We start from the raw sequence: 23502 nt of genomic DNA, 5'->3' as shown, positions 1-23502 counted from the left end.
GGGAGACAATATGAAAATAGCTATCTTTACGGATACCTTTCTTCCAGATGTTAATGGTGTTGCAAAGACATTGGGGCGTTTTACGAAATATTTAGATCAGAGCCACCATTCTTATATTGTGATATCGCCAAAGCAAACAAGAAAAGAAATAAGCGCTGGCCAAATCTACCGTCAATCCAGTTTTCCGTTCCCGCTTTATAAAGACTGTCGGATCTCTTTACCAAACACCGCTCATTTAAAAGAAATTATAAAAAAATTCCAACCTGATATCATCCATGTCGCCACACCTTTTTCGATTGGTTTAACAGGACTTCATCTCGCAAAAAAATATAATATTCCCATTGTTGGATCTTACCATACCGATTTTGATCATTATTTAAAATATTATCATTTATCCTTGTTATCGAAAGCACTCTGGCGTTATATGGAATGGTTTCATCAACCATTACTTCGTATTTTTGTACCATCTGCTGTAACCTGTCATCAATTACAAAAAAAAGGGTTTCAGCATTTACAAATTTGGCAACGCGGTGTTGATACGACCATTTTTCACCCATACTACTCTGCTGAAGAAATCAGAAAGAAATATAATATTAAAGAACGCTATATTTTAAGCTATGTTGGTCGTTTAGCACCAGAGAAAAATGTAGAGTTACTTCCACAGATTGCAAAACAACTTCCTTCTGAACTACAAGATAACATCCATTGGCTTATTATTGGTGACGGTCCTTCTAAAAATAGTCTAAAAAATGACTGGCACCAAAATGTAACGTATACAGGATTTTTACCACAAAATGATGTAGCAAAAATTGTTTCTGCCAGTGATATTTTTGTATTTCCTTCTGAATCAGAAACTTTTGGAAATGTAGTTTTAGAAGCACTAGCGACAGGAACACCAGTAGTTGCGGCAAATGAAGGTGGCGTGAAAAATATTGTCCAAGAGGGTTTTACCGGGAAGTTATGTGATAGCAATCATATAGATTCATTTATTGACGCTATTAATTCGATTCTAAATGATGAAGATTGGCGATACCAATTGAAACAAAATGCAGTTCGCTACGCACAAAAGCAACGATGGGAAGACCGTTTTGAAGAATTACTCAGCACGTATCAATTTATATTAGAAGACACGAAAAACAACCAAAAGCATGCTTAAACAATTAAGCATGCTTTTTTCATTAGGGAAATATACCATTTTAGCAGAGTAGAAATTTGAAAGTATTACATCAAAACTAAAAATATTAACAAAAAACATAAACTGTGAACTTAGATTCACTTTCTTCCATTCTGAATTTTGATGAGTGCATGTATACGCTGCGAGAAAATACTGAGCTTTCCACGGGCACGGCTTCAGCTCGTGCTGTTCCCGTAGGAGTCTGCGTATTTTCCCTCCGCTTAGTGTAGTGTTCTGATTATAGAAAGCATAGATCCTTAGGAATTAATTTCTAAATTCTTCCACTTTTAAAAGATAGATCCATTTTATTAGCGTAGGCAGAATACGGAGACTCCTGTGGGACAGTGAGAGCTGAAGATCCACTTGGTAAAGTGGGTTTCTTTACCAAGTTAGCTGAAGCCGAGCCCGCGGAAAGCGCATTATTCTGCCGAAGCGGTATTCTTAAACTCTTTACGGAAAGAATGGAAGAAATCAAATCTGAAATTCCACTAGTTCGCAGTTGTTATCTACTACAAATAAGAACCGGCGGATTATACCGGAATTTTCATATTACGAAAATGCGTTTTTTGCTAATGAGGAGATAACCATATCATCCATTGGTGGGTTATGAAGTCCTGCTCGGACGTCACGGTAATATTGCTCAAACGGCATATGTTTGGATAAACCACGCCCTCCAACAATTCGCATCACGAGATCGACTACTTCATTTGCACTATTAGTAGCAACTAGCTTTACAGCTCCCAATTCTTTTATTAACTGTCCACGTTTATCTGGATGTGTATCCCATTTCTCTGCAACACTATACATAAAGTAACGTGCCTGTAATAGCTTTAAATCGATTTCTCCTACTTTATTACGAATATGTTCCACTTCAGATATCGGCTTATTTAAACTGTTTGGTTGAAATTCTTTGGCAAATTGAATCACATCATTACGAGCTGCAAGCGCAATCCCTAGATAACAAGCCGGAATATGTAATAACCAACCTTTAGGACCTGGTCTCTTCGGTTTATCACTTAATTCTACTAAATTCTCTTTTGGTACACGTACATTCTCTAGAATTAAATCATCACTACCTGTTCCACGCATACCTAGAGTATCCCATGTTTTGTCAACACTTAGACCTTCTGTTTCTTTCGGAATTAATATAGAGCCGACAGCATCTTTTTCTTTCACATATGCCGTTACAATATAATAGTCCAGCACTAATGCCATGGTTGTAAATGTTTTTTTACCATTAATGACATATTCTTCACCAGCCAAAACAGCAGTGGTTTCAGGAATTCCGCCACGTGTTGGACTTCCTGTAGCAGGTTCGGTTGCACAACGATTTACCAATTTTTGTTTCTCCCCTACTTCTTTGGCAATGAAATCAAACTTTTGGGGATCCCATAATTTCTCTTCACTCAACTCTTTGACTACTCCTAAATGCCAGCCGACAGATAGAGCCGTTGACCCATCGCCTTCTGCTAATTTTTCTTGCATAAGCAAAAACTCATACAAAGACAGTGATTCACCACCGTATTCCTTTGGTAAAGTTAATGATAAATAGTTTTCTTTCCGTAAATCTTCAATATTTTCTTTAGGTAAAGTTGCCTCACTATCGGCTTGTTGCTTTCTATTTTTTATTTTCATAGCTAATTTCTCCGCTTTATGGTAAAGCATTTCATGACGGTCTGTTTGAAGAAAGTTACTTGACAAGTCCATAATTTGCCTCCTTTTGTTACTACTTTGATGATAGCGAACTATCTTCATTTTTACCACTAATCTACTCATCTAACACAATCAATGAAACGATACATACTTAAAGGTCATACAACACATACTAGTTATAATCTTTATCCAAGAGGTATTTATCATGATAAGAAAAAAAATCTTAAATAATCGAAAGCAAGATAAACAACAAAATAAAGAAATTAAAAATTTCGATGACCTACTCCATATAATGAAAGATAGTGATGATTTCAAGCATATCACTCTTGGAAACGTTAATAATATTGAGATCTTTTATTATCAATCGCTAATTAATTTAGATAAGATTGAAGCTAATCTCTTTGGGAAATTAGAAGACGCAAAGATTGATAACCTTGATGTATTAGAAAATTTGCTGCCTTTTTCTGAGACAGAAATAACATCAGATATTAAAAAAATGGAAGAGAAATTATTAACTGGCTTTATTGCTCTAAAACTTACTAATAATAGTCCAAACATATTACTTATTCCTGCTAAATTTGAAGTGGATCGACAAGTAACCCAACCCGAAATTGAATTCAGTGTTCTTGGTCCTAAACTTGCTTTCATCGAAGATTTAAATACGAATATTAATCTAATTCGAAAAAGAATAAAATTACCTCAATTACATGTAAAAAACCTTCAAGTAGGTAAGGTTACAAAAACTGATATTTCCATTGTCTATTTAGACGGAGTCGCCAATCAGCAAAATGTCGATACCATTGAGCAAAGAATTTCCGATGTAGAATATGACCAGGTCATGGACAGTTCATTTATTGCTCAAATGATTTCAGATAATTCTCAATCACCGTTTCCACAGTTTATGGATACCGAACGACCAGACAGAGTCAGCAGTGCTTTAGTGGAAGGAAAAATCGCAATCGTCGTTGATGGCTCACCTCATGTGTTAATTGCACCAACTACACTAGTTGAATTCTTTGCATCCTATGAAGATTATTTTTTAACTTGGCCCATTGCGAGCGCATTTCGAATTATTCGTATTTTTGCTGTCATCTTTTCTGTACTCATTACACCTATGTATGTTGCCGTGTTAACTTATCATTATCACATTGTTCCTGGAGACCTTTTGGGAACCTTAATTTCCTCTAGGAAGGATATTCCATTCCCTCCGATACTTGAAGTTTTAATTTTAGAATTAACGATCGAGTTATTACGAGAAGCTGGTGCACGACTTCCAACAAAAATCGGTCAAACAATCGGTATCGTTGGTGGTATTGTGATCGGAACAGCGGCAGTGGAAGCAGGACTCACAAGTAACGTATTACTGATTTTGGTCGCATTAGCAGCACTGGCATCTTTCACGACACCTATCTATCGGATTGGTAATACCATACGATTACTGCGTTTTCCGTTCATTATATTTGCCCAGATGTGGGGACTTATCGGTATTATTATTGCGATTATGTTTCTCATCACACATCTTTTAAGATTAACTTCAATCGGCAGACCATTCCTAGAACCTTTATATCCTCCCCGTTGGAGAGATCTAAAGGATGCTATGATACGCTTACCCTTTAATTTCCAAGGAGCAAGACCCATCATTACTACAGCCAAAGATAAGAATCGGATAAATACTAATAGAACAAGGCTAAAGAAAGGCAAAGGAAAGTAGGTGAATCATGAATCATTTTAAACCGGACATATCACAAATGGTTTCGCCGTTTTTGTTATTCTATATTATTCATGCTACTCAGATTGGAGAAGGAATATTAAGTTTTGAACGTCAAATTGCAAGTATTGCCGGTTATGATTCCTAGATTAGCATTATTCTAACCGGTTTACTTACAACATTTATTATTGTCATCATTTGGAAAATAGTGGGCGATCAGCAGATTGACTTCATGGGTGTTCATCAGTATATATTTGGTAACTTACTTGGGAAATTGTTAACATTCATATTCGGTTTGTATCTGTTTATTATATCCATCATTGTATTAGTTTCCTATATCGAAATTATTCAAATATGGTTCTTCCCAGATATGTCCATCCACTTTTTCCTGTTTATTTTACTTGTTTTAATATTATATATTTGTCTTGGTGGATTTCGAACAGTGGTCGGTTTCGCATTTTTCAGTGTTTTTTTTACTGCATTTTTGGCAATTTTTAAATATAAAGCTTTTATGGTTGGTCATTTTAGTAATTTGTTACCTGTTTTTAATACTCCACCAAAAGATATCATTCTAGCTATGGAACCAATGTCCTTTTGTTTATTAGGGATTGAATTAATTTTAGTTTATGCGCCGTTTATACATCGTTTTCAATCAGGATTAAAGTGGGCCATTTCAAGTAATATTTTTACAACGTCAGTCTACCTTTTTTCAGCGATTGCAATATTTATGTATTACAATGAGCAGCATATTCAGTTAGTATCCTGGCCAACTCTACAATTATGGAAGGTTATTAACTTTCCGATTATAGAAAGGTTTGAATATGTTGGGATTAGCTTGCATTTGATTGCCATTATAGCAAGCAGTTGTTTATATTTTTGGGCAAGTATGCAAAGTTTTCATCGGATTACTACATTCTCTTTTCGAAAAATTAGCATCTTTTGTGCACTCATAGGGGTTTCAAGTATTTATTTTATTCACAATTTTCTTATCATCGAAAAAATAACTACCATCATGTCAAGAGTTGGTCTAGTTTTATTATTTATCTATATCCCTTTATTATATCTTTTCCATAAAATCGCAACAGGAGTGAAGAAAAAACATGCAAACAAATAGAATCTGGCTTATATTGATATGTTGCTTATTATTAACAGGTTGTATCAAAACAAAAATACTTGACGATGTCGAATTAATCATGACGTTTGGCTACGATTGGGATCCTGCTACGGAAACCTACAAAGGAAGCGCTGTTGCTCCCGTTTATGGCCGGAGCGAGCAAACGGAGATGGGTGATAATATAAGCTATACGGGTAATGCTAAAACTTTTCAGGATATTAATGCCTTTATTCAGACGGAAGCACCATTTCAAGTAGAAATTGGTAATATAATAGCTATTTTATTTGGCGAGGAACTCATGAACAAAGGCATCGAGGATATTCTTTACGGCATTAATGAAGTACCGGATCTGGGACGGGATATTAGTGTAGCAATTGTACAAGGAGATGCAGAAACACTATTGAAAGCGGATTATAATATGGAATTAACACTTTCGCGGTTCATCGAGAAACTTATTGAAAATAATAGTAAATCAAATATTCCTAAGATGAATTTGCATCAATTTAATTATCGTCTAGTCGGAGAAGGAATGGATCCTTTCCTTCCCATCTTGAAACAAAGTGAAACTTCTATCGATATAGCAGCATTAGGTATGATGAAAGATGATAAATTGGTTCATCAAATCCCCTATGAGCGATTTTTTGTATTTAAATTATTATATGAAGATTGTGAAGACCATACGTATGAATTTGAATGGGAAGAAAAAAAGAAAACCATAGCCATTAGCTCGATTCGATCAACAAGAAGTTTACATTGGAAATCAAAAGGGGAGGTAGTCATTAAGGCTGATATCAGTGGTACGTTAACAGAATCAAAAAAAGGGACAATTAAAACTTTTGCAGAAAAAAAAGAACTGGAACAGGCTGTTTCAAAAACACTACAAGAGGAAGGGCATAAATTAATACAGAAATTTCAAGAGTTAGAGATTGATCCTCTAATGATTGGTGCTTCTGCCAAAAGTAAATTTAGAGATTGGAAACCAAAAGAATGGGAATCTCAATATCCAGAAATAACTATTACCCCTGACGTCTCTTTCGAATTAGATTTAAGTAACATTGTTCAATAATAAGTATTGCTTTGTTTCCTTTGCATCGTTTTTTTGTTATAGTATATCGTGCTAGGGGGAGAAATACTATGTTACAAAAAATAGCACGATCTTTTATTATATATATATTAGGTATTATCACGTTAACACTGGGTATTTCGTTAACTATTCAATCTCAATTAGGAGCATCACCCTTCGATGCCTTGCTCGTAGGTTTATATCGATCATTCGGATTGTCCATTGGAAGTTGGGAAATTATCGTCGGCTTCAGTATAGTAATGATCAATGCACTTGCAATAAAAGTCAAGCCTGAATTATTTGCGATGCTAACTTCATTAATCACTGGTATCGGGATTGATTCGTGGTTATTTATTCAGGGGTCTTGGTTAACACCTGGCGGTTGGTTGGAACAATGTATTTTACTTCTACTTGGTATCATTTTTTCCGGGATCGGGATTGCAATTTATTTAGAATCTAGCTTTGCGCCTAATCCAATGGACCGCTCCATGGTTATTTTAACGGATAAAACAGGATTATCGTTTGGTAAATCTCGTGCTATAATAAGTATTGCTTTAGTTATCATTGCTCTTCTCTTTCAAGGAGATGTCGGGATTGGCACATTGCTTAATGCGTTATTTACTGGTGTTATTATCCAAGCATTACGACCATATATAGTTTCGTTTAAGCAGAAATATGTTGTTCGTAATATCAAAGCTAGTTAACAAACTATCCTATGCTTATCACTAACAACATTCAAAAACCCGTTTCCTTTTATCGAAACGGGTTAACATAACTTAGCAAGACTGCAATACTACCTCTTTATATTAGTTTATCTAATGTTTCTTTTACACGGTCTTCTGTGAATGGTTTTACAATAAAATCAGAGGCACCTGCTTTTATGGCATCTAATACCATTTGTTGCTGCCCCATTGCAGAACACATAATGATCGTTGCGTTGGCATCTTTACTTTTTATCTCTTTCGTTGCCTCTACACCGTTCATTTCGGGCATTGTAATATCCATCGAAACAATATCTGGTTGTAATTCTTCATACAAACCTGCTGCTTGTTGTCCGTTTTCTGCTTCTCCAACTACTTCATATCCTAAATTTGTAAAAATATTTTTTAATTGCATGCGCATAAAGGCAGCATCGTCTACAATTAACACTCGTGCCAAGGAATTCCCCTCCGTTGATTTATGTAATATTTATTCATCTGCTACTTGTTGAACTTGATTGATCTCATCCAAACTTAATACATAATCAAGGTCTAATAAAAGTAACATACCCCGATCTGCTAGTTTGGCTACACCTTTCATATATCGATAATCTACACCTTTCACTAGCTCAGGTGCATCATCCACTACTTCTGGTGAAATATCAATGACATCTGTTGCTTCATCCACAATTAAGCCTACTTGTACATCGCGAACATTTGCAATTAGTACTCTTGTCTGTTCGGTTGGTTCTGTCTCTTTCATTCCAAGTCTCGTACGTAAATCGATAATCGGAGTCACACTACCACGCAAATTGATGATTCCTTTAATAAAATCAGATGTTTGCGGTAATGAAACAATGTCTTCTAGTCTTTCAATGGATCGTATTTGATCAATATTTGCACCGTATTCTTGATTATTTAATTTAAAAATAATTGTTTTTGTTATGGTTTCTTCCATTATATTGTCACCAGCCTTTTATTGATTTAATAAAAGTGACATTTTCATATCACCAATGCTTGGATAGTGTATTTCTACCTCAAGTATTCTCTTAAAACCAGTTAAATTTGCATTACCACTTATGATAGTTGGATGTGTGATGTCTGTATCAATACCTGCATTTGCTAAATGAGTAGAAAGCCCACCTGCCAACATATTACCTAATTCACCCGAGAAAGAATCTAACATATCTTCTGACAACTGCATCCCATACAAAGCTTCTCCAATAGAACTAAATACATTGTGATCCGCTTGAATTAATAAATCCCCTTTAAATGTTCCACTATATCCAATCAATACTCCATACTTTATATTTAAAGGATTAGTAGACATTTTTGGTGATTCAAATTGATGTTCAACTGGTACAACATTTTTAATGGTTTGGACAGATCCATTGTATAATTCTTTGATGATCTCATTAGTATTCACTTCAGTTGATGATGACATAATCATTTCCCCTTAATCTTATCTAGTAAAATATAATCAGTTCCTGTATTCCATAATACCTAATGATAAGACAATATACAACAGCATCAATCAATTCCAAGTAAATATTGCGATTCTCAATCACTATTATATCATAAAAAAGACCTACATACATAAGTATTTTTGCCTAATTATTGAAAATGATATAGGCCTTTTCGATTGTTTATACATATTAATGAGATGGATTAATGTTCTAAAAGTATCATCATTAAATTTTATAGAATGCAAAGGGTGAGGTTTAGGTAGAGAGTTCCTATTATACTTAAAATCGCAAAAAGAGAGTATAGCTTAGATTCTAAGCTATACTCTCTTTATCTTTCCATCATATAAGTTTAGATTTTCAATATGGCTTACTTAACTATATCAACATATTTGAAGCTATAATCGTTGCCGAATGGATTTAGTGATTCCATACCTTTTAAATAGTCTTTAGCAAGTACAGAAGTTTTACGTTGCATAATTGGTCCAATTGCAGCTTCCTCTAACGCGATTTTTTCTGCTTCTTGCATTGCTTCGAAACGTTCTGACGGTCTTGTTGCAAGCTCTCCTTTTACAGCTTTTACAAGTGCGTCATATTCTTCGTTAGAATATCCAATGTCATTGTTTTCTCCATCTGTTACCCAAAGGTCTACGAAAGAAACAGCGTCTTTATAGTCAGGTCCCCAACCAGAAACTGCTAATTCATAATCTTGTTCGTGCATAATTTCTAATTGTTGTGCCCATGGGACATTGTTGGCTTCTATTGTTAAACCATCTAAATTGCTTTCTAGTTCTGTTTTCATGAATTCACTAATATTTTTTGCTACATCACTGTCTCCACTTAAGAAAGATAATGTCACTTCATCAAACCCTATTTCTTCTTTTGCTGTTGCCCATAGTTCTTGTGCTACCTCCACGTCATAGGCTAAAACATCACTACCTGTTTGGAAATCCTCTCCTGTTTCTGGATGCTCAACAAATCCTTCCGGAACAAAGAAATTAACTGGAGTTGAGTCGTTGCCATAAACAACGTCAATATATGCTTGTTTATTGAATGCTTTTGCTAATGCTTTTCTAAAGTTAACATTTTGCATATACTCGCTTACAGATTCAGAATCTTGATTAAACTTTAGCCAGAAAATAGTTGTTTCCGTAAGCGAATGGAATTCTGGACTTGTTTGATTATCTTGTACCTGCGTACCTGATAAGGTAACTCGGTCTAATTCACCAACTTCATAGTTTGAAAGTGCTGTATCTGCATCTTTAATTACTTTTACAGAAATACCATCTAATCCCACATTTTCTGCATCCCAGTACGTGTCATTTTTTTCTAATTCCCAACCTGCTTCTGTATTCCATTCCGTCATTTTGAAAGGTCCATTTGAAAGAATACTATCCGGTGTTAGAGCGAAATCATCACCTTGTTCTTCAACAAATTCTTGATTCATCGGCAAGAATGTTGGGAAAGCAGCATAAGATTCAAAATAAGGTACTGGCTTTTCTAATTCAACAACAAAAGTGTAATCATCAGGAGCGCTTACTCCTAATTCAGACGGATCTAATGGTTCTACATCTGATTCTTCATCTTCAGTTATATAGATTTCCGCAGCGTTTTTAACTTTGCCATTCATTAAGTAGTTAGCATAGAATGATCCGTTATCCGGATTAATGGCACGTTGCCATCCATAAACGAAATCATGTGCAGTGACAGGATCACCATTTTCCCATTGTGCATCTTCACGCAAATGAAAAGTATACGTTAATCCATCTTCACTGACTTCTGTTTCATCCTTCTTAGCAATACCAGAAACAATTTCACCTTCAGGAGCCAAGCGGTATAACCCTTCATACACTGTATCTGTGTATTGAAAAGATACATTATCTTCTGCTAAGATGGGATCCATTGTCGGTATATCAGAAGTAGATGCAAATCGTAAAACTTTTTCACCATTGCTTGGATTTTCTTCTTCAGCCTTTTCCTCTTCTGAGCTATCACCCGGATTTTCTTCTGCCTGATCTTCTTCTGTGCTATCGCTTGCATCGGAACACGCAGCTAGTACTAAACCAAGAAAGAGTGCTAACACTAACAACCACCATTTGTTATGTTTCATTAAATGAAACCCCCTTATATTTATTTTATAAAACACAAACCTATACTTTGTGTTATACATATAATTTTCGAACCACCACGATATTCCCCATCATGTTCCAAGGTTCCAAGATTCTAAAACGTATTTTGTGCCGTTTATATTGGGTTTAGTCTAGACTACTAATTTTTGTAGAATATATAATGATGATGTTTGCTACTGCAGAAGTTAGTATCCGGTTATTCCCTACCTAACGTATTGAAATGCTTGAATCCTGAAGTGAAGTCTTACGGACGGTTAGCAAAGAGCAGTTTCGACCTTCTGACAGAGTCCATACCGCTGATTGGATGACGACTTTTCTTTTTCTATTCAAGGAGGGCTGTATTAGGGTTAAGCTAATATTATTTATATTTTATTATCAGATTTTAAAAGTATGTTAAGTTTCTATAAAATTTTGTGAAAATAATAGTAGGAAGGAATAAGAAAGATGAATGAAATCTATAAAGTGAGACTTCCATCAGTAGGGGACTTACGTACGGTTAGCGCCGTGATAAAGTATGTAGAGGAACTTACTCTTTCAAACAAATTCACCTGTTTTGGACACTTTAAGCCAGACAGTGAGCAGTTTTTCTCGTAAGTTATTCTTTCAGATAGTAGAAATAAATAACCCGTTTCCATCACAGATGAAAACGGGTAAGAATGCTTGATATGAAAAATCAGTCTATTATTGAATTGCTTCTTTAACTTCCGTTGCCATTTCTTTAACAGAAACTAAACCGCCACCAGAAACATACCAGAAGTATGGATCTAAGTAAATGATTTTATCATTTTGCGCTGCATTTGTACCTTGGACAAGATCATTGTCTAAGGTTTTCTGAGCAGATTCTTCTCCACCTACAATCGTGTTACGGTCTACAACAAATAAATAGTCTGGATTCGTTTCTGAGATATATTCAAAGCTTACATTTTGACCATGTGTCGCTACTTCAATATTATCATCAGCCTGTGCTACACCTAATTCATCGTGTATATAACCAAAGCGTGAACCAGCACCATAGGCACTAATACCACCGTCATTTGTTAAAATAATTAATCCCTTACCATCAGAAGAATCTGTAGTAGCTTTTACTTCATCAACAATTGCTAGTACTTCATCTAATTTCTCCGCTGCTTCATCTTCTTTAGCAAAGATTTCCCCTAACGTTTCCACATTTACTTGGAATGACTCTAAATAGTTAGCCGTATCTACTCCCATATAAATGGTTGGCGCTAACTCTGCTAAATCTTCATATACTTCAGATTGTCGACCAGAAATAATGATAAGGTCTGGATCAAGAACAGCTAGCGCTTCAAAATCAGGTTCTTTCAATGAACCAACATTTGTATACTCTTCACCTTCAAACTTTTCTAAGTGAGGTGGAAGATTTCCTTGAGGCACACCTGCTACCTCTACTCCTAATTCATCTAATGTTTCTAATGTACCATAGTCAAACACCACTACTTTTTCTGGATTCACTGGTACCGTGGTTGTATCTAATTCATGTTCTACCACTACTTCTGCAGGCTGTTCTCCATCTTCAGCTGATTCTTCTGAAGCGTCTGCCTCTTCACCTGATTGACCTTCTGCTTCATTTGCTTGTGCATCACTATCACTGTCAGCACCACACGCTGCTACAACAAATAATAGTGCTATTAAAGTTAAAAAGAAAAGAAATTTCTTCATGATTGTACACCCCTTTAAATTTTTTTAAATATATTAATATGAATCACTGTTTCTCGCTGTCACATGTTAATGGGCCCTATCAACATGTTTTACCATGATGGAAAAGTGTTCACATAGATAACATTAATGAAAATATAAACAAATTTTACATTGATCAATATCTTGAATTTGAATGTCCATATCATAGACATCTCGGAGGACTTTCTTATCAATCATGTCATTTTTGGGACCTTGATGAACAATTTTGCCATGTTTTAATGCCACAATATAGTCTGAATAGACAGATGCGAAATTGACATCATGTATCACTATGACAACCGTTTTACCTAACTCATCTACCAACCTTCTTAATACCTTCATAATTTGTACGGAATGCTTCATATCCAGATTATTAAGAGGTTCATCTAATAGAATATAATCTGTGTCCTGGGCAATTACCATCGCTATAAAAGCACGTTGTTTTTGACCGCCACTTAATTGATCAAGGAATTTATCTTGCATATCGTTAAGCTCCATATAATCAATTGCATCTTGGATAAATTGATGATCTTCCTTTGTTAACCTTCCTTGTGAGTACGGAAAACGACCGAAGCTAACAAGTTCTTTTACGGTTAATCTTACATTTAAGTGATTGGATTGCCTCAAAATAGCAATTTTTTTTGCTAACGCATTGCTTTTGACGGATGAAATTTCCTGGTCATCTATTCGAACTTCTCCAGCATCCTTTGTTATTAAGCGACTAACAATCGATAGTAAGGTACTTTTACCTGCACCATTCGGACCGATAAAAGATGTGATTTTCCCTTTTGGAATCGAAACAGAGACCTGATCTACAACTGCAGTATTTCCATACTTTTTTGTAATATCCTGTACTTCTACCATGCTTTATTCTCCTTTAAAATCAGATATAAGAAATAAGCTCCACCAATGAAATTAATAATTACACTTAATGTCGTTTCGAATGAAAAAATACGATCTACTACTAACTGTCCACCTATTAATGCGACAATACTCACTAAAGCTGAAGCGATCAGAAGATAACTATGGCGATAAGTTTTCATAAACTCATAGGTGACATTTGCTACTAACAACCCTAAGAACATAATCGGACCAACCAGTGCTGTTGCAACAGAAATCCAGATCGCTATTACAATTAACAACCGTTTTACCACCTCATCATAATCAACACCCAAATTAATCGCATGTTCTTTCCCTAATGACATGACATCTAATAACTTTATGTACTTCCATAAATACATAATAGTAAGAACGATGAGAATGATTGCAAACCACAGTATTTCGGTATTTACATTATTAAAACTTGCAAACATCCGATTTTGTACAATCATAAATTCATTCGGATCAATTAATACTTGCATAAAAGAAGATAAACTTCCAAAAAATGTACCAAACACAATACCTACTAATAATAGAAAGTAGACATTTTTCTGCTTTTTAAAGAGCAAATGATAAAGTAAAAAGGCAAATACAACCATCGCGCCGACAGATAAAGCAAAGTTTAAATTTGGATTTACCGCAAAAGCACTTGTAGAACCAAAAGCAAATATAAAAAATGTTTGCAACAATACATAGAGTGAATCTAAACCAATTACACTTGGTGTTAAGATCCTGTTATTCGTGATCGTTTGAAATACTACTGTTGCGATTGCTATAACAGAGCCTGTTACGATGATTGCTAACACTCTACTAAACCTTCTAGGCAATATGTATTCCCAATTACCAGGAATACCTGCAAATAAATAAATAGCAATTAGGATAATACTTAACATAATTAATATGGATAATTTTGACTTAAGACGCATATGCAGATCTCCTCATGATTAAGTAAAGGAAGATCCCACTACCAATAACACCAACTGTTACACCAATGGCAATTTCATACGGGAATATGATAATTCTTCCTAAAATGTCACAAGCTAATACAAATACAGCTCCTAATAATGCTGTATGTGGCAAGCTATTTTTTAAATGGTCTCCCCGATAGATAGAAACAATATTCGGAATAATTAAGCCTAAGAACGGGATCATGCCTACTGTCAGTATGACGACAGAAGTTATAATCGCTACAATTACCAGTCCCACATTGACTACTCGTTTATGATTCATCCCCAAATTCTTGGAAAAATCTTCCCCCATACCTGCTATCGTAAATTTATTTGCATAGATATAAGCAAAAATCACTAAAGGCACACTTATGTATAACATTTCATATCGTCCTTGTAGAATGAGAGCGAAGTTTCCTTGGAGCCAGGAAGACATATTCTGAATCAGATCATTTTTATAAGCAAAAAATGTTGTAATCGAACTAACAATATTCCCAAACATCAATCCAACTAATGGGATGAAAATAGGATCCTTAAATTTAACTTTTTCTAGTATTTTCATAAAGATAAAGGTTCCTATCAACGCAAACGTAAATGCCACTACCATTTTCTCAATTGGACCTGCAGAAGGAAATATCATTAAAGCTACTAAAATACCAAATCGTGCAGAATCCATTGTACCTGCTGTTGTCGGTGAGACAAATTTGTTCCGGCTTAGTTGTTGCATGATTAAGCCACATATACTCATGCTCATTCCCGCAATGATGATACTCATTAAACGCGGAAACCTACTGATAAGTAAAATCTCTTTTTGATCTTCTGTTAGTTGGAGTAAATCCTTTGGATTTAATTCGATCACCCCAATAAATAATGAGACTAGAGATAAAATAACTAGTAATACAATTAAATATCGCTTCTTCATAAAATTCCATTGCCTTCCTGCTTTACTTTTAATAATGAAATTCATTATCAATTAGACATTTATAATAGTATCATAATCTTTAAAACTGTCAATAGTTTTTTGAAAATTAAGGTAAATAAGGTCAGGTGTGTGATGACAAAATTAAAAACAAATATTAGAGGAATAAGTGGATATGCGCTATAATTACATATGGTATGCTTGTGAAGAAAGGGAGAATAAAAGTGGTTATTATCATCGATAATTATGATTCATTTACATATAATCTTGTGCAATATTACCGGCAATTAACGGATGATGTGGTCGTTTTTCGAAATGATAATATTACAATGGAGAAAATCAAATCACTAAATCCTGATTTGATTGTATTATCTCCTGGACCGGGATCACCAGAAGATCAAAAAGAATGTATATCTATATTGGATTATTTCTATACAACGATCCCTATCTTTGGTGTATGCTTGGGCATGCAAATTATCGTCCATTATTTTGGCGGACAAGTAACGAAAGCATTAGCACCCATGCATGGGAAAGTTTCGAAAATAAAACATAATGGTAAAGATGTTTTTGATTCTTTACCAAACGACATCTCCGTAACCAGATATCATTCTCTTATTGCTAAAAAACTGCCAGAGAATGAATTAGTAACAACGGCGATAACCTATCATGAAGAGATCATGGCAGTAAAACATAAACAATACAGAGTAGAAGGAATACAGTTTCATCCTGAAGCTATCCTTACAGAGTATGGCTTTAATATGATCCAAAACAGTTATAAACAAGCTATTGATGGAGTGGATTAAATGAATAAAAATTTCTTGCAATTTAATTTTCATCATACTGTCCAGCAATTCACCAATCCGATTAAGGTGTGGAATACAAATAATATTAATGAAATAACCACTATATTTGAAGAGTTGGAACAATTTCTCGACAAGGGCTATTACATTGCAGGCTTTGTCTCATATGAAGCCGCACCCGCATTTGATCCTAGTTACCATGTACATAAACAGCACAATCAATTACCACTAATTTGGCTAGCTGCATTTGAGAAACCAACTGACCATAAAGACAATGTGGAAGGCATGGTTTATCAGCTTTCGGAATGGAAACACACTACTAGTTATCAGGCTTATAAACATAATATTACTAGTATAAAAAAGGCGATAGAATTAGGAAACACTTATCAAGTTAATTATACAACAAGACTTAAAGCTCACTTTTCAGGTGATCCGTATTCGTTTTATCAACAACTAGTAAAGAATCAAGCTGCTTCCTATTGTGCCTACCTTGATATTGGGTCTAACCAGATTTTATCTGCCTCACCAGAGTTATTTTTCCAAGTGAAAAATGGGAAAATTATCACGAAACCTATGAAAGGTACAATAAAACGTGGACGAACTTATGAAGAAGATCTACAATTCAAACAAAATTTAAGAAACTCGGAAAAAGATCAAGCGGAAAACGTCATGATTGTCGACTTATTACGAAACGATATTGGACGAATTGCTAAACCTGGTTCCGTCAAAGTGAAAAGCTTATTTGATATTGAAACATATCCAACCGTTCACCAAATGACGTCTACAATTGAAGCAAATTTGGAAACAAAGAAGGTATATGATTGGTTTCAAGCTTTATTTCCTTGTGGTTCGATAACAGGTGCACCAAAAGTAGAAACAATGAAATATATTGCAGAGTTAGAAGATACACCCAGAGAAATATATTGCGGTGCCATTGGCTGGATTTCTCCCGAACGAGAGGCAACTTTTAATGTCCCTATTCGTACAGTTATACTTAATGGAAATGATGCCATTTACGGTACCGGCGGAGGTATCACTTGGGATTCAACAAGTATAAATGAATACCATGAATTAAACCAAAAAGCAGAAATATTACATCAAAAAAGAACAACCGTTTCATTATTGGAATCGATAAAATTAGATAATGGTAGCTATCCATTAATGACTTATCACTTACAAAGACTCAAGCAATCAACCCAATATTTTGGTTACCCCTTTCACGAAGAAGAAATAAAAGAAAAATTATTCATGCTAGCAGCTCAATATCAGAATGGGTGTTATAAAGTTCGATTATTATACCATCCATCAGGCCGTATGGAACTTGAACATCAACCAGTCAAAGCATTAGAAGAACCTATTCAAACCGCCCTAGCACCTGAGCCAATAGATCGAAGGAATATTTATTTATACCATAAAACAACTAACAGAGAAATGTATGAAAAATTAGATCAAGATAAGCCTGATCATGTACTAACGTCACTTCTATGGAACAAAGAAGGACATATAACGGAGTATACTATTGGGAATGTTGTCGTTGAAAAAGATGGTCGTTTTTATACTCCGCCTGTTTCGGATGGATTACTTCCAGGTACTTATCGAGAACAATTGATTGAAGAAAAAATATTATTAGAGAAAAGTGTATCTTTATCAGAGCTTGGTGAATATGATCAAATTTGGTTTATTAATAGTGTTCGGGGGTGGGTTAAAGTGCAATTAGATGAAATATTGTGAGACTCCATCAGTGTTTTTTTCCACCCATCAGGCCCGACGAAACTTATCAGGGAGTTGGCGTCCATTATCACCCACTTAACTTCTTTGAAATGGTTGAATCTTGAAGTGCGGGTCTTACACACGGTTAGCGCCGTGATAAATAAACAAAACAAATAAGTCGCTAATACCATCATTTATTTGTTAAAATCTGATTAGAGTATAACGAGGAGGTATAATCATGAATGCATATGAAGAATATATGAGAGAAATTACACAGTCCATGCGCGATGAATTAACCAATGCTGATTTTGAAGAATTAGCAACTCCTGAGGAAGTAGATCAATTTATGACTACCAACGAGGAAACGGCACTAGTTGTAGTGAACTCAGTATGTGGTTGTGCAGCTGGATTAGCACGACCTGCAGCTGTTCAATCATTAAATGGGGAGAAGAAACCTACTAAGCTGGTTACAGTGTTTGCCGGTCAGGATCGGGAAGCAACTGCAAAAATGCGTGAATACTTCGAAGGGGTAGAACCTTCTTCTCCATCCATGGCTATTATAAAAGGTGGAGAATTAAAACACTTTATTCCTCGTGAGCAAATTGAGGGACATGAAGTAGAAGACATTGTCACTCAACTGACCAATGCGTATTCTGAATTCTGTTAATATTAATAGTCATACAAAATCTAATGAGGGGTGAGCTTGAAAGCTCCCCCCTTTTTTAGTCAGAAATGAAAGTTTCAATTGGAGCCCAAAATATAAACTACGAAGTAACTGTCAGGTGGATTTAACTTTCTTCCATTCTGTTCATAGGAATTGCTAGAATACCGCTCTTCCTTGGATATTCTGTTTGTTCCTTGGATATCTCAAGCTCTTCCTTGGATATATTCATTTATCCAAGGAAGAATTATACTTTTCCAAGGAACAGAAACTTATACAATGAACCAAAACACGAACATCAAGTTTGATGTTCGTGTTTTGGTCGTAAATTGAGTACTTCTGTCTCAGCATATTTCGTTACTTTTATTAAGATCCTACACGACGAACGTGGCCAGTGAATTTTGATTTCCAGTAACTATTATCCATATCAGCGATAGCTACACCTGTTGAGCTTTGGGAACCAATAAATTTGTTATTACCCAAGTATATACCAACATGCCCGTTGGTTTTATACGTATTGAAGAATACAAGATCACCTGGTTGCATATCGCTAGCTGATACTTTTGATCCTACTGACGATAATCCTGATGTGCTTGCAGGTAAGCTAATACCAGCCTGTTTAAAAGACCAGCTGACGAAACCAGAACAATCAAAACGACCATTAGCAATGTCATAAGCAGTTCTACCACCACCAAAAACATAAACAGAGTTACCAAAATACTTCTCACCAACTGAAGTTACGATATCTACTGTACTACCACTTGTTGAAACCTTTTCGGAAGAATTGCTGGAATACTGTTCAATAGCATTATCACCAGAATTACTTGAATTATTTGATCCATTACCTCTAGCTGCCTGTTCTTGTGTGCGTTGTTGCTCTTCTGCTTCTTTAAGTGCTTTTTCTTTTTTTGCTAATATTTCATCTTCAATTTTCAAATCATCTAAGAACTCACTATTTTCTTCTTCTTTTTCTTTTAATTCTTCTTTTAATTCTTCATTTTCTTCTTTTTGTTCCTGGATGTGTTTTTGCATATCTTCATATTCTGCTTTCATATCTTCTAATTCTTCTAACTTATTGTCTAACTCAACTTTATTCTTTTCTACCTCTAACTTATCTTTTTCTTGACTCTCTAATAAATCTTGGTCTGCTTGTGTTATCTTATGTACTAATGCTACTCTATCAACAAAATCTATGAAATTAGCAGAACCAAGTAATACTTCTAGATAACTAGATGAACCGCCATTTTCTTGTAATGAAGAGATTCTCTCCTTAAGAATTTCATTTCTTCGCTCAATACTTTGTTGGATTTCATCGATTTTCGCTTCCAGATCACTTACTTCAGTTTCAACATCGGTTATTTCACTTTCTGTTTCGTCAATTTTTTGCTCATTATCTTCGATAGCTTCATCCAGCCTTAAAATTTGTTCATTCAACTCAATTAATTCTTCTTTAATTTCCTCAATTTCCTGTTCTTTCTCGTCAATACTAGACTGTACTTCGGATCGTTGCGCTTGAACATCTTCTTTTGTTTCAGCGTTAACGGTCTGAACAAAAAACAAACTTGACATAATCGTTACTACAACAACAGATTCCTTTACCAAACCTCGTATTTCTCGCACTCGATTCCCCTACTTTCCAACAAAATTTATTTGTTTAAACGCTCTCTCTATGTAAGCCCTTTTTTGAAAGGTTTTTCGTGTAGTCTTTTCATCCTATCCTTCGAACCAGAACCATTGTAACATAGTTAGATTTCACTAATGTTATGTGAATGTTACAAAAATATTTCAATACTATCAGAACTTATGTCATCTTATGTCGAATAACAACATTTAATAGATTAACAAAAAAAAAGAGCCCTTGCCGGTACCGACCCCCGAAAGTTAGAGTGGAAAATCTAACTTTCGGGGGTGTTTTTATGGCCAAATATAGTGAAGAATTTAAAATAAAGCTTGTCAACGAGTATTTGTATGGGAATATTGGATATAACTCGTTGTCGAAAAAATATAATATGCCCAGTTCCACCCCATTAAAAAATTGGGTAAACGCCTATAAAGCGCAGGGTATGAAGGGGTTAAAACGGAGAAAAAAGAAGGAGAAGTATTCTGTTCAATTTAAATTAGATACGGTACAATTTATGTTAAAGACAGGTGCTTCTTATTTAGAAACTGCTGTGCCATTTGATTTGAACAATCCTTCCTTAATTGCACGATGGGTTGAAAGCATTTCGTGAACAAGGGATAGAAGGCCTGAAACCAAGATCAAGGGGGAGACCTTCTATGTCTAAGAAACCTATTAAATCGAAGAAAAAGGAAGAGACAAAGTTATCACGTGAAGAAGAATTAGAACGTGAGAATGAACTACTGAGGTTAGAAAATGCCTACCTAAAAAAGTTGAGAGCTTTTCGGGAGAATCCGAATGCGTTCCACGAAAAGCACAAGCAAAGGTGGCATTCGAACTCAAAGAAGAAGGGTTCCGATTAAAAGATATATTCGTTGTTGTAGGTATTCCTGAAGCTACCTATCACTATCATGTAAAAAAAATGGGGAAAGAAGACTTGGATACAGAATTAAAGGAACTCATTACACACCTATTTAAGAAATTTCATGAACGCTATGGTTATAAACGTATCACGAAAGAATTAAAGAAATTAGGACATTCTATCAACCATAAAAAAGTGTATCGCATTATGCGGGAACTGGGATTAAAATGTGTGAAATTTATGCGGAAATCCCGTAAATACAATTCATATAAGGGAAACGTAGGAAAAGTAGCGAAAAACCGGTTATCCCGCCGCTTTAGCACACCTATCCCTCTTCAAAAGTTAGTAACCTACATTACAGAATTCAAATGTCTAGGCGAAGAGAAGCTATATTTAAATCCGATTTTTGACCTTTATAACGGAGAAGTTATTGCGTTTGAAATCAGGAAACGTCCAACGTTAGATCTTGTCATGGAACCTTTAAGAGAAACCACAGAGATAATAAAGAATCATGCAACCTATCGCACTACCATCCATTCCGATCAAGGCTGGCATTACCAGCACAACCAATGGGTGAGGACATTAAAAGAAAATAAGGTATTCCAAAGCATGTCACGTAAAGCAACCTGCGCAGACAACGCTCCGATAGAGAATTTCTTTGGCATTTTAAAACAAGAAATGTATTATGGGGAAGAATTAGTTAGCTATGACGAATTAAAAAGACGGATAGAAGAATATATCGACTGGTATAACAATGAACGATCAAAAACAAAATTGGCCGGATTGAGTCCAGTCGAATACCGAACTCAATCCAGCCAATCAGCTGCATAATAAAACTCTAACTTTTGGGGGTAACCACCGCCAAGAGCTCTTTTTAATCTTCCATTAATTTCTGTTTACTGAGATAAGCTTTCTTTTTCTGTATTTTTGAAAAAGCTTTATGTGCGGGCATCGTTAATCCTAAAGCGAGTAAACTCATGCTAAAAAACAATGCTAACCCTTGCAAATTCCATAAACCATATGTAATACCGAACACTCCCATTACCATAACCAATGTCGGTAACGGATTTAATACCATAATAAAAAAGGCACTTTTAATTACTTGTAATACTTTCATATCATAGTGAACATACACAGGAAAAAGGTAAAATGATGTTAATATGAATAGTATTGAAACAAATAAAAATGGAATGGTAAGTAACATTACATAATCGTTTTCGACTAATGTAATAAATAAGAAATCTAAGTATAAAATATAGCCTGCTGCGACTGCTATATATCCAAGAATATTCGCTTGAACTATTGACTCACGAAAGGCTTTCCAAAAAGTTTTAAATAGAGGAATATCAGTATTTCCTGAGACCCATTTTCTTACTACTGCAAAGGTTGCGGCAGTCGATGGAAATAAACCTAATAGGATTAAACCAGATAAAGTAAATCCAATCCATAATAAGTTCAAATACGCAACTTTTGTGATCCATTCAAATGCTTTATTTAATGCGCTCATACGAACATCCCCCTTAAAAACTTCTTCAAGTGATAATTGCTCAACAATTACCTTTGATTAACCTTTTAAACCACTTGTACTAATACCGTCTACAACATAACGTTGGAAGATGAAAAAGATAATAAACACTGGTATTAAAGAGGCAACAGACATGGCGAACATGGCACCCCAATTTGAAACAGTTTCGTTACTTAAGAACATATTTAATGCCATCGAAACGGTATATTTGGACGGACTATTCAAGTATAATACTGGACCAAGTAAGTTATCCCATGTCCAATAGAATGTAAAAATCGATGTCGTTGCTAAAGCAGGAACAATTAAAGGCAATATAATTCTTCTGTATATGCCAAATGTGTTACATCCGTCAATAATTGCTGCTTCATCCAATTCTCTAGGAATCGTTCTAATGAATTGTACTAATAAAAAGATGAAGAATGGATGCCCAAAATAGGCCGGTACCACTAATGGTTTTAATGAATTTAGCCAGTCCAGTTGAGCGAATATGATATATTGAGGAATCATCACAATCTCGTATGGAAGCATCAGCGTTAAAATCATAATGGAAAACCAAAATCTTCTTCCGGCAAAATTAAGTCTGGCAAAGCCAAATGCAATTAAAGAACAGGAAATCAGATGGCCAATTAATACTAATATTACAAATATAAATGTATTTAAAATATAAGTATCAAACCCATAATCACCAAAACCTTGCCAACCTTGAGCATAGTTCCCTAATACAAATGGTTGTGGAATCAGAGATTCTGCAGTCGCAAAAATCCTCTCACTCGGCTTAAATGAACTCATAATTAACCAAACTACTGGATACAGTAACAAGATGGCAAAGCCACCGACGAATACATGATAGACAAGTTTTTTGATATGTTTTGATTTCATCG

At 35.1% G+C, this 23502-nt stretch carries 24 protein-coding genes; 12 read left to right on the top strand and 12 right to left on the bottom strand.

From position 1 onward, the window contains the following. Window positions 1–10: 10 nt before the first annotated feature. On the top strand, window positions 11–1156 hold the full coding sequence (locus GI584_RS09220) for a glycosyltransferase family 4 protein (protein ID WP_153791055.1): 1146 nt from the start codon (window positions 11–13) through the stop codon (window positions 1154–1156). A gap of 567 nt (window positions 1157–1723) precedes the next feature. Here the strand turns inward: GI584_RS09220 and GI584_RS09215 are convergent. Next, window positions 1724–2881 carry an acyl-CoA dehydrogenase family protein gene (locus GI584_RS09215; RefSeq protein ID WP_153791054.1) on the bottom strand — a complete coding sequence of 386 codons (1158 nt, stop codon included), beginning with the start codon at window positions 2879–2881 and terminating at the stop codon, window positions 1724–1726. 151 nt (window positions 2882–3032) lie between these two features. Between GI584_RS09215 and GI584_RS09210 the strand changes: the two genes are divergently transcribed. The 5 genes from GI584_RS09210 (at window position 3033) to GI584_RS09195 (ending at window position 7416) form a co-directional block, all read left to right on the top strand. Then, window positions 3033–4538, top strand: coding sequence for a spore germination protein (locus GI584_RS09210; protein ID WP_153791053.1), 1506 nt, complete (start codon window positions 3033–3035; stop codon window positions 4536–4538). A 7-nt stretch (window positions 4539–4545) separates the two neighbouring features. After that, on the top strand, window positions 4546–4683 hold the full coding sequence (locus GI584_RS24000; protein WP_228552379.1) for a spore germination protein: 138 nt from the start codon (window positions 4546–4548) through the stop codon (window positions 4681–4683). Further along, window positions 4684–5649: a GerAB/ArcD/ProY family transporter gene (locus tag GI584_RS09205; protein WP_228552418.1), complete on the top strand. Its 966-nt coding sequence runs from the start codon at window positions 4684–4686 to the stop codon at window positions 5647–5649. It abuts the gene before it with no gap. Further along, a complete protein-coding gene (locus GI584_RS09200) occupies window positions 5636–6715 on the top strand; it encodes a Ger(x)C family spore germination protein (protein ID WP_153791052.1) in 1080 nt (359 codons plus the stop codon). Before GI584_RS09205 ends, GI584_RS09200 begins: the two co-directional genes overlap by 14 nt. Before the next feature lie 68 nt (window positions 6716–6783). Next, window positions 6784–7416 (top strand): YczE/YyaS/YitT family protein, encoded by a 633-nt coding sequence (locus tag GI584_RS09195; protein ID WP_153791051.1) that lies wholly within the window; start codon window positions 6784–6786, stop codon window positions 7414–7416. A 97-nt stretch (window positions 7417–7513) separates the two neighbouring features. On the opposite strand, the gene GI584_RS09190 is transcribed toward GI584_RS09195, so the two are convergent. The 8 genes from GI584_RS09190 to GI584_RS09155 all read right to left on the bottom strand — a co-directional run bounded on the left by GI584_RS09190 (window position 7514) and on the right by GI584_RS09155 (window position 15448). Beyond that, on the bottom strand, window positions 7514–7870 hold the full coding sequence (locus tag GI584_RS09190) for a response regulator (RefSeq protein WP_153791050.1): 357 nt from the start codon (window positions 7868–7870) through the stop codon (window positions 7514–7516). 30 nt (window positions 7871–7900) lie between these two features. Then, window positions 7901–8368: a chemotaxis protein CheW gene (locus GI584_RS09185; protein ID WP_100360968.1), complete on the bottom strand. Its 468-nt coding sequence runs from the start codon at window positions 8366–8368 to the stop codon at window positions 7901–7903. A gap of 18 nt (window positions 8369–8386) precedes the next feature. Then, window positions 8387–8854, bottom strand: coding sequence for a chemotaxis protein CheX (locus tag GI584_RS09180; RefSeq protein WP_100360969.1), 468 nt, complete (start codon window positions 8852–8854; stop codon window positions 8387–8389). 389 nt (window positions 8855–9243) lie between these two features. After that, window positions 9244–10983: a peptide ABC transporter substrate-binding protein gene (locus GI584_RS09175; RefSeq protein ID WP_153791049.1), complete on the bottom strand. Its 1740-nt coding sequence runs from the start codon at window positions 10981–10983 to the stop codon at window positions 9244–9246. Window positions 10984–11683: 700 nt separating this feature from the next. Next, a complete protein-coding gene (locus tag GI584_RS09170; protein WP_100360971.1) occupies window positions 11684–12682 on the bottom strand; it encodes a siderophore ABC transporter substrate-binding protein in 999 nt (332 codons plus the stop codon). 123 nt (window positions 12683–12805) lie between these two features. Beyond that, window positions 12806–13564 (bottom strand): iron ABC transporter ATP-binding protein, encoded by a 759-nt coding sequence (locus GI584_RS09165; RefSeq protein WP_100360972.1) that lies wholly within the window; start codon window positions 13562–13564, stop codon window positions 12806–12808. Continuing rightward, a complete protein-coding gene (locus tag GI584_RS09160) occupies window positions 13558–14505 on the bottom strand; it encodes an iron chelate uptake ABC transporter family permease subunit (RefSeq protein WP_153791048.1) in 948 nt (315 codons plus the stop codon). Before GI584_RS09160 ends, GI584_RS09165 begins: the two co-directional genes overlap by 7 nt. Further along, complete coding sequence (locus GI584_RS09155; protein WP_100360974.1) at window positions 14495–15448, bottom strand: ABC transporter permease; 954 nt, start codon at window positions 15446–15448, stop codon at window positions 14495–14497. The genes GI584_RS09160 and GI584_RS09155 overlap by 11 nt, the downstream gene beginning before the upstream one ends. Window positions 15449–15669: 221 nt before the next feature. On the opposite strand from GI584_RS09155, the gene GI584_RS09150 reads away from it, so the two are divergent. The 3 genes from GI584_RS09150 (at window position 15670) to GI584_RS09140 (ending at window position 18622) form a co-directional block, all read left to right on the top strand. Next, window positions 15670–16248, top strand: coding sequence for an anthranilate synthase component II (locus GI584_RS09150; protein WP_100360975.1), 579 nt, complete (start codon window positions 15670–15672; stop codon window positions 16246–16248). Then, window positions 16249–17976: an aminodeoxychorismate synthase component I gene (pabB, locus tag GI584_RS09145; protein WP_153791047.1), complete on the top strand. Its 1728-nt coding sequence runs from the start codon at window positions 16249–16251 to the stop codon at window positions 17974–17976. It abuts the gene before it with no gap. 217 nt (window positions 17977–18193) lie between these two features. After that, on the top strand, window positions 18194–18622 hold the full coding sequence (locus tag GI584_RS09140; protein ID WP_325063428.1) for a BrxA/BrxB family bacilliredoxin: 429 nt from the start codon (window positions 18194–18196) through the stop codon (window positions 18620–18622). A gap of 360 nt (window positions 18623–18982) precedes the next feature. Here the strand turns inward: GI584_RS09140 and GI584_RS09135 are convergent, their stop codons facing one another. Next, window positions 18983–20236 carry a C40 family peptidase gene (locus GI584_RS09135; protein ID WP_153791045.1) on the bottom strand — a complete coding sequence of 418 codons (1254 nt, stop codon included), beginning with the start codon at window positions 20234–20236 and terminating at the stop codon, window positions 18983–18985. Between the two features lie 296 nt (window positions 20237–20532). Between GI584_RS09135 and GI584_RS09130 the strand changes: the two genes are divergently transcribed. From GI584_RS09130 to GI584_RS09120, 3 genes are read left to right on the top strand one after another with little or no spacing between them, the layout of a single operon-like run. Continuing rightward, window positions 20533–20847, top strand: coding sequence for a hypothetical protein (locus GI584_RS09130; protein WP_153791044.1), 315 nt, complete (start codon window positions 20533–20535; stop codon window positions 20845–20847). A gap of 46 nt (window positions 20848–20893) precedes the next feature. Then, window positions 20894–21097, top strand: a complete 204-nt coding sequence (locus GI584_RS09125) for a transposase (RefSeq protein ID WP_153791043.1) — start codon at window positions 20894–20896, stop codon at window positions 21095–21097. Further along, a complete protein-coding gene (locus tag GI584_RS09120; protein ID WP_153791042.1) occupies window positions 21061–21927 on the top strand; it encodes an IS3 family transposase in 867 nt (288 codons plus the stop codon). Before GI584_RS09125 ends, GI584_RS09120 begins: the two co-directional genes overlap by 37 nt. Window positions 21928–21970: 43 nt before the next feature. Here GI584_RS09120 and GI584_RS09115 read toward each other — a convergent pair whose 3' ends face one another. Next, complete coding sequence (locus GI584_RS09115) at window positions 21971–22603, bottom strand: YesL family protein (protein WP_100360979.1); 633 nt, start codon at window positions 22601–22603, stop codon at window positions 21971–21973. A gap of 57 nt (window positions 22604–22660) precedes the next feature. Further along, entirely contained in the window at window positions 22661–23500 is an 840-nt protein-coding gene (locus GI584_RS09110; RefSeq protein WP_153791041.1) for a carbohydrate ABC transporter permease, read from the bottom strand. Window positions 23501–23502 lie beyond the last annotated feature (2 nt).

The sequence above is a fragment of the Gracilibacillus salitolerans genome, from assembly GCF_009650095.1.
GTDB lineage: Bacteria > Bacillota > Bacilli > Bacillales > Amphibacillaceae > Gracilibacillus > Gracilibacillus salitolerans.
This window is presented reverse-complemented; position numbering and strand designations above follow the sequence as displayed.

Excerpts from the sequence above, each read along its gene's own strand:
- GI584_RS09160 (WP_153791048.1), bottom strand. The coding sequence starts at position 14,505 with ATGCGTCTTAAGTCAAAATTATCCATATTAATTATGTTAAGTATTATC.
- GI584_RS09220 (WP_153791055.1), top strand. The coding sequence starts at position 11 with ATGAAAATAGCTATCTTTACGGATACCTTTCTTCCAGATGTTAATGGT.
- GI584_RS09140 (WP_325063428.1), top strand. The coding sequence starts at position 18,194 with ATGAATGCATATGAAGAATATATGAGAGAAATTACACAGTCCATGCGC.
- GI584_RS09180 (WP_100360969.1), bottom strand. The coding sequence starts at position 8,854 with ATGTCATCATCAACTGAAGTGAATACTAATGAGATCATCAAAGAATTA.
- GI584_RS09125 (WP_153791043.1), top strand. The coding sequence starts at position 20,894 with ATGTCTAAGAAACCTATTAAATCGAAGAAAAAGGAAGAGACAAAGTTA.
- GI584_RS09195 (WP_153791051.1), top strand. The coding sequence starts at position 6,784 with ATGTTACAAAAAATAGCACGATCTTTTATTATATATATATTAGGTATT.
- GI584_RS09215 (WP_153791054.1), bottom strand. The coding sequence starts at position 2,881 with ATGGACTTGTCAAGTAACTTTCTTCAAACAGACCGTCATGAAATGCTT.
- GI584_RS09165 (WP_100360972.1), bottom strand. The coding sequence starts at position 13,564 with ATGGTAGAAGTACAGGATATTACAAAAAAGTATGGAAATACTGCAGTT.
- GI584_RS09175 (WP_153791049.1), bottom strand. The coding sequence starts at position 10,983 with ATGAAACATAACAAATGGTGGTTGTTAGTGTTAGCACTCTTTCTTGGT.
- GI584_RS09210 (WP_153791053.1), top strand. The coding sequence starts at position 3,033 with ATGATAAGAAAAAAAATCTTAAATAATCGAAAGCAAGATAAACAACAA.
- GI584_RS09185 (WP_100360968.1), bottom strand. The coding sequence starts at position 8,368 with ATGGAAGAAACCATAACAAAAACAATTATTTTTAAATTAAATAATCAA.
- GI584_RS24000 (WP_228552379.1), top strand. The coding sequence starts at position 4,546 with ATGAATCATTTTAAACCGGACATATCACAAATGGTTTCGCCGTTTTTG.
- pabB (WP_153791047.1), top strand. The coding sequence starts at position 16,249 with ATGAATAAAAATTTCTTGCAATTTAATTTTCATCATACTGTCCAGCAA.
- GI584_RS09110 (WP_153791041.1), bottom strand. The coding sequence starts at position 23,500 with ATGAAATCAAAACATATCAAAAAACTTGTCTATCATGTATTCGTCGGT.
- GI584_RS09200 (WP_153791052.1), top strand. The coding sequence starts at position 5,636 with ATGCAAACAAATAGAATCTGGCTTATATTGATATGTTGCTTATTATTA.
- GI584_RS09170 (WP_100360971.1), bottom strand. The coding sequence starts at position 12,682 with ATGAAGAAATTTCTTTTCTTTTTAACTTTAATAGCACTATTATTTGTT.
- GI584_RS09115 (WP_100360979.1), bottom strand. The coding sequence starts at position 22,603 with ATGAGCGCATTAAATAAAGCATTTGAATGGATCACAAAAGTTGCGTAT.
- GI584_RS09130 (WP_153791044.1), top strand. The coding sequence starts at position 20,533 with ATGGCCAAATATAGTGAAGAATTTAAAATAAAGCTTGTCAACGAGTAT.
- GI584_RS09155 (WP_100360974.1), bottom strand. The coding sequence starts at position 15,448 with ATGAAGAAGCGATATTTAATTGTATTACTAGTTATTTTATCTCTAGTC.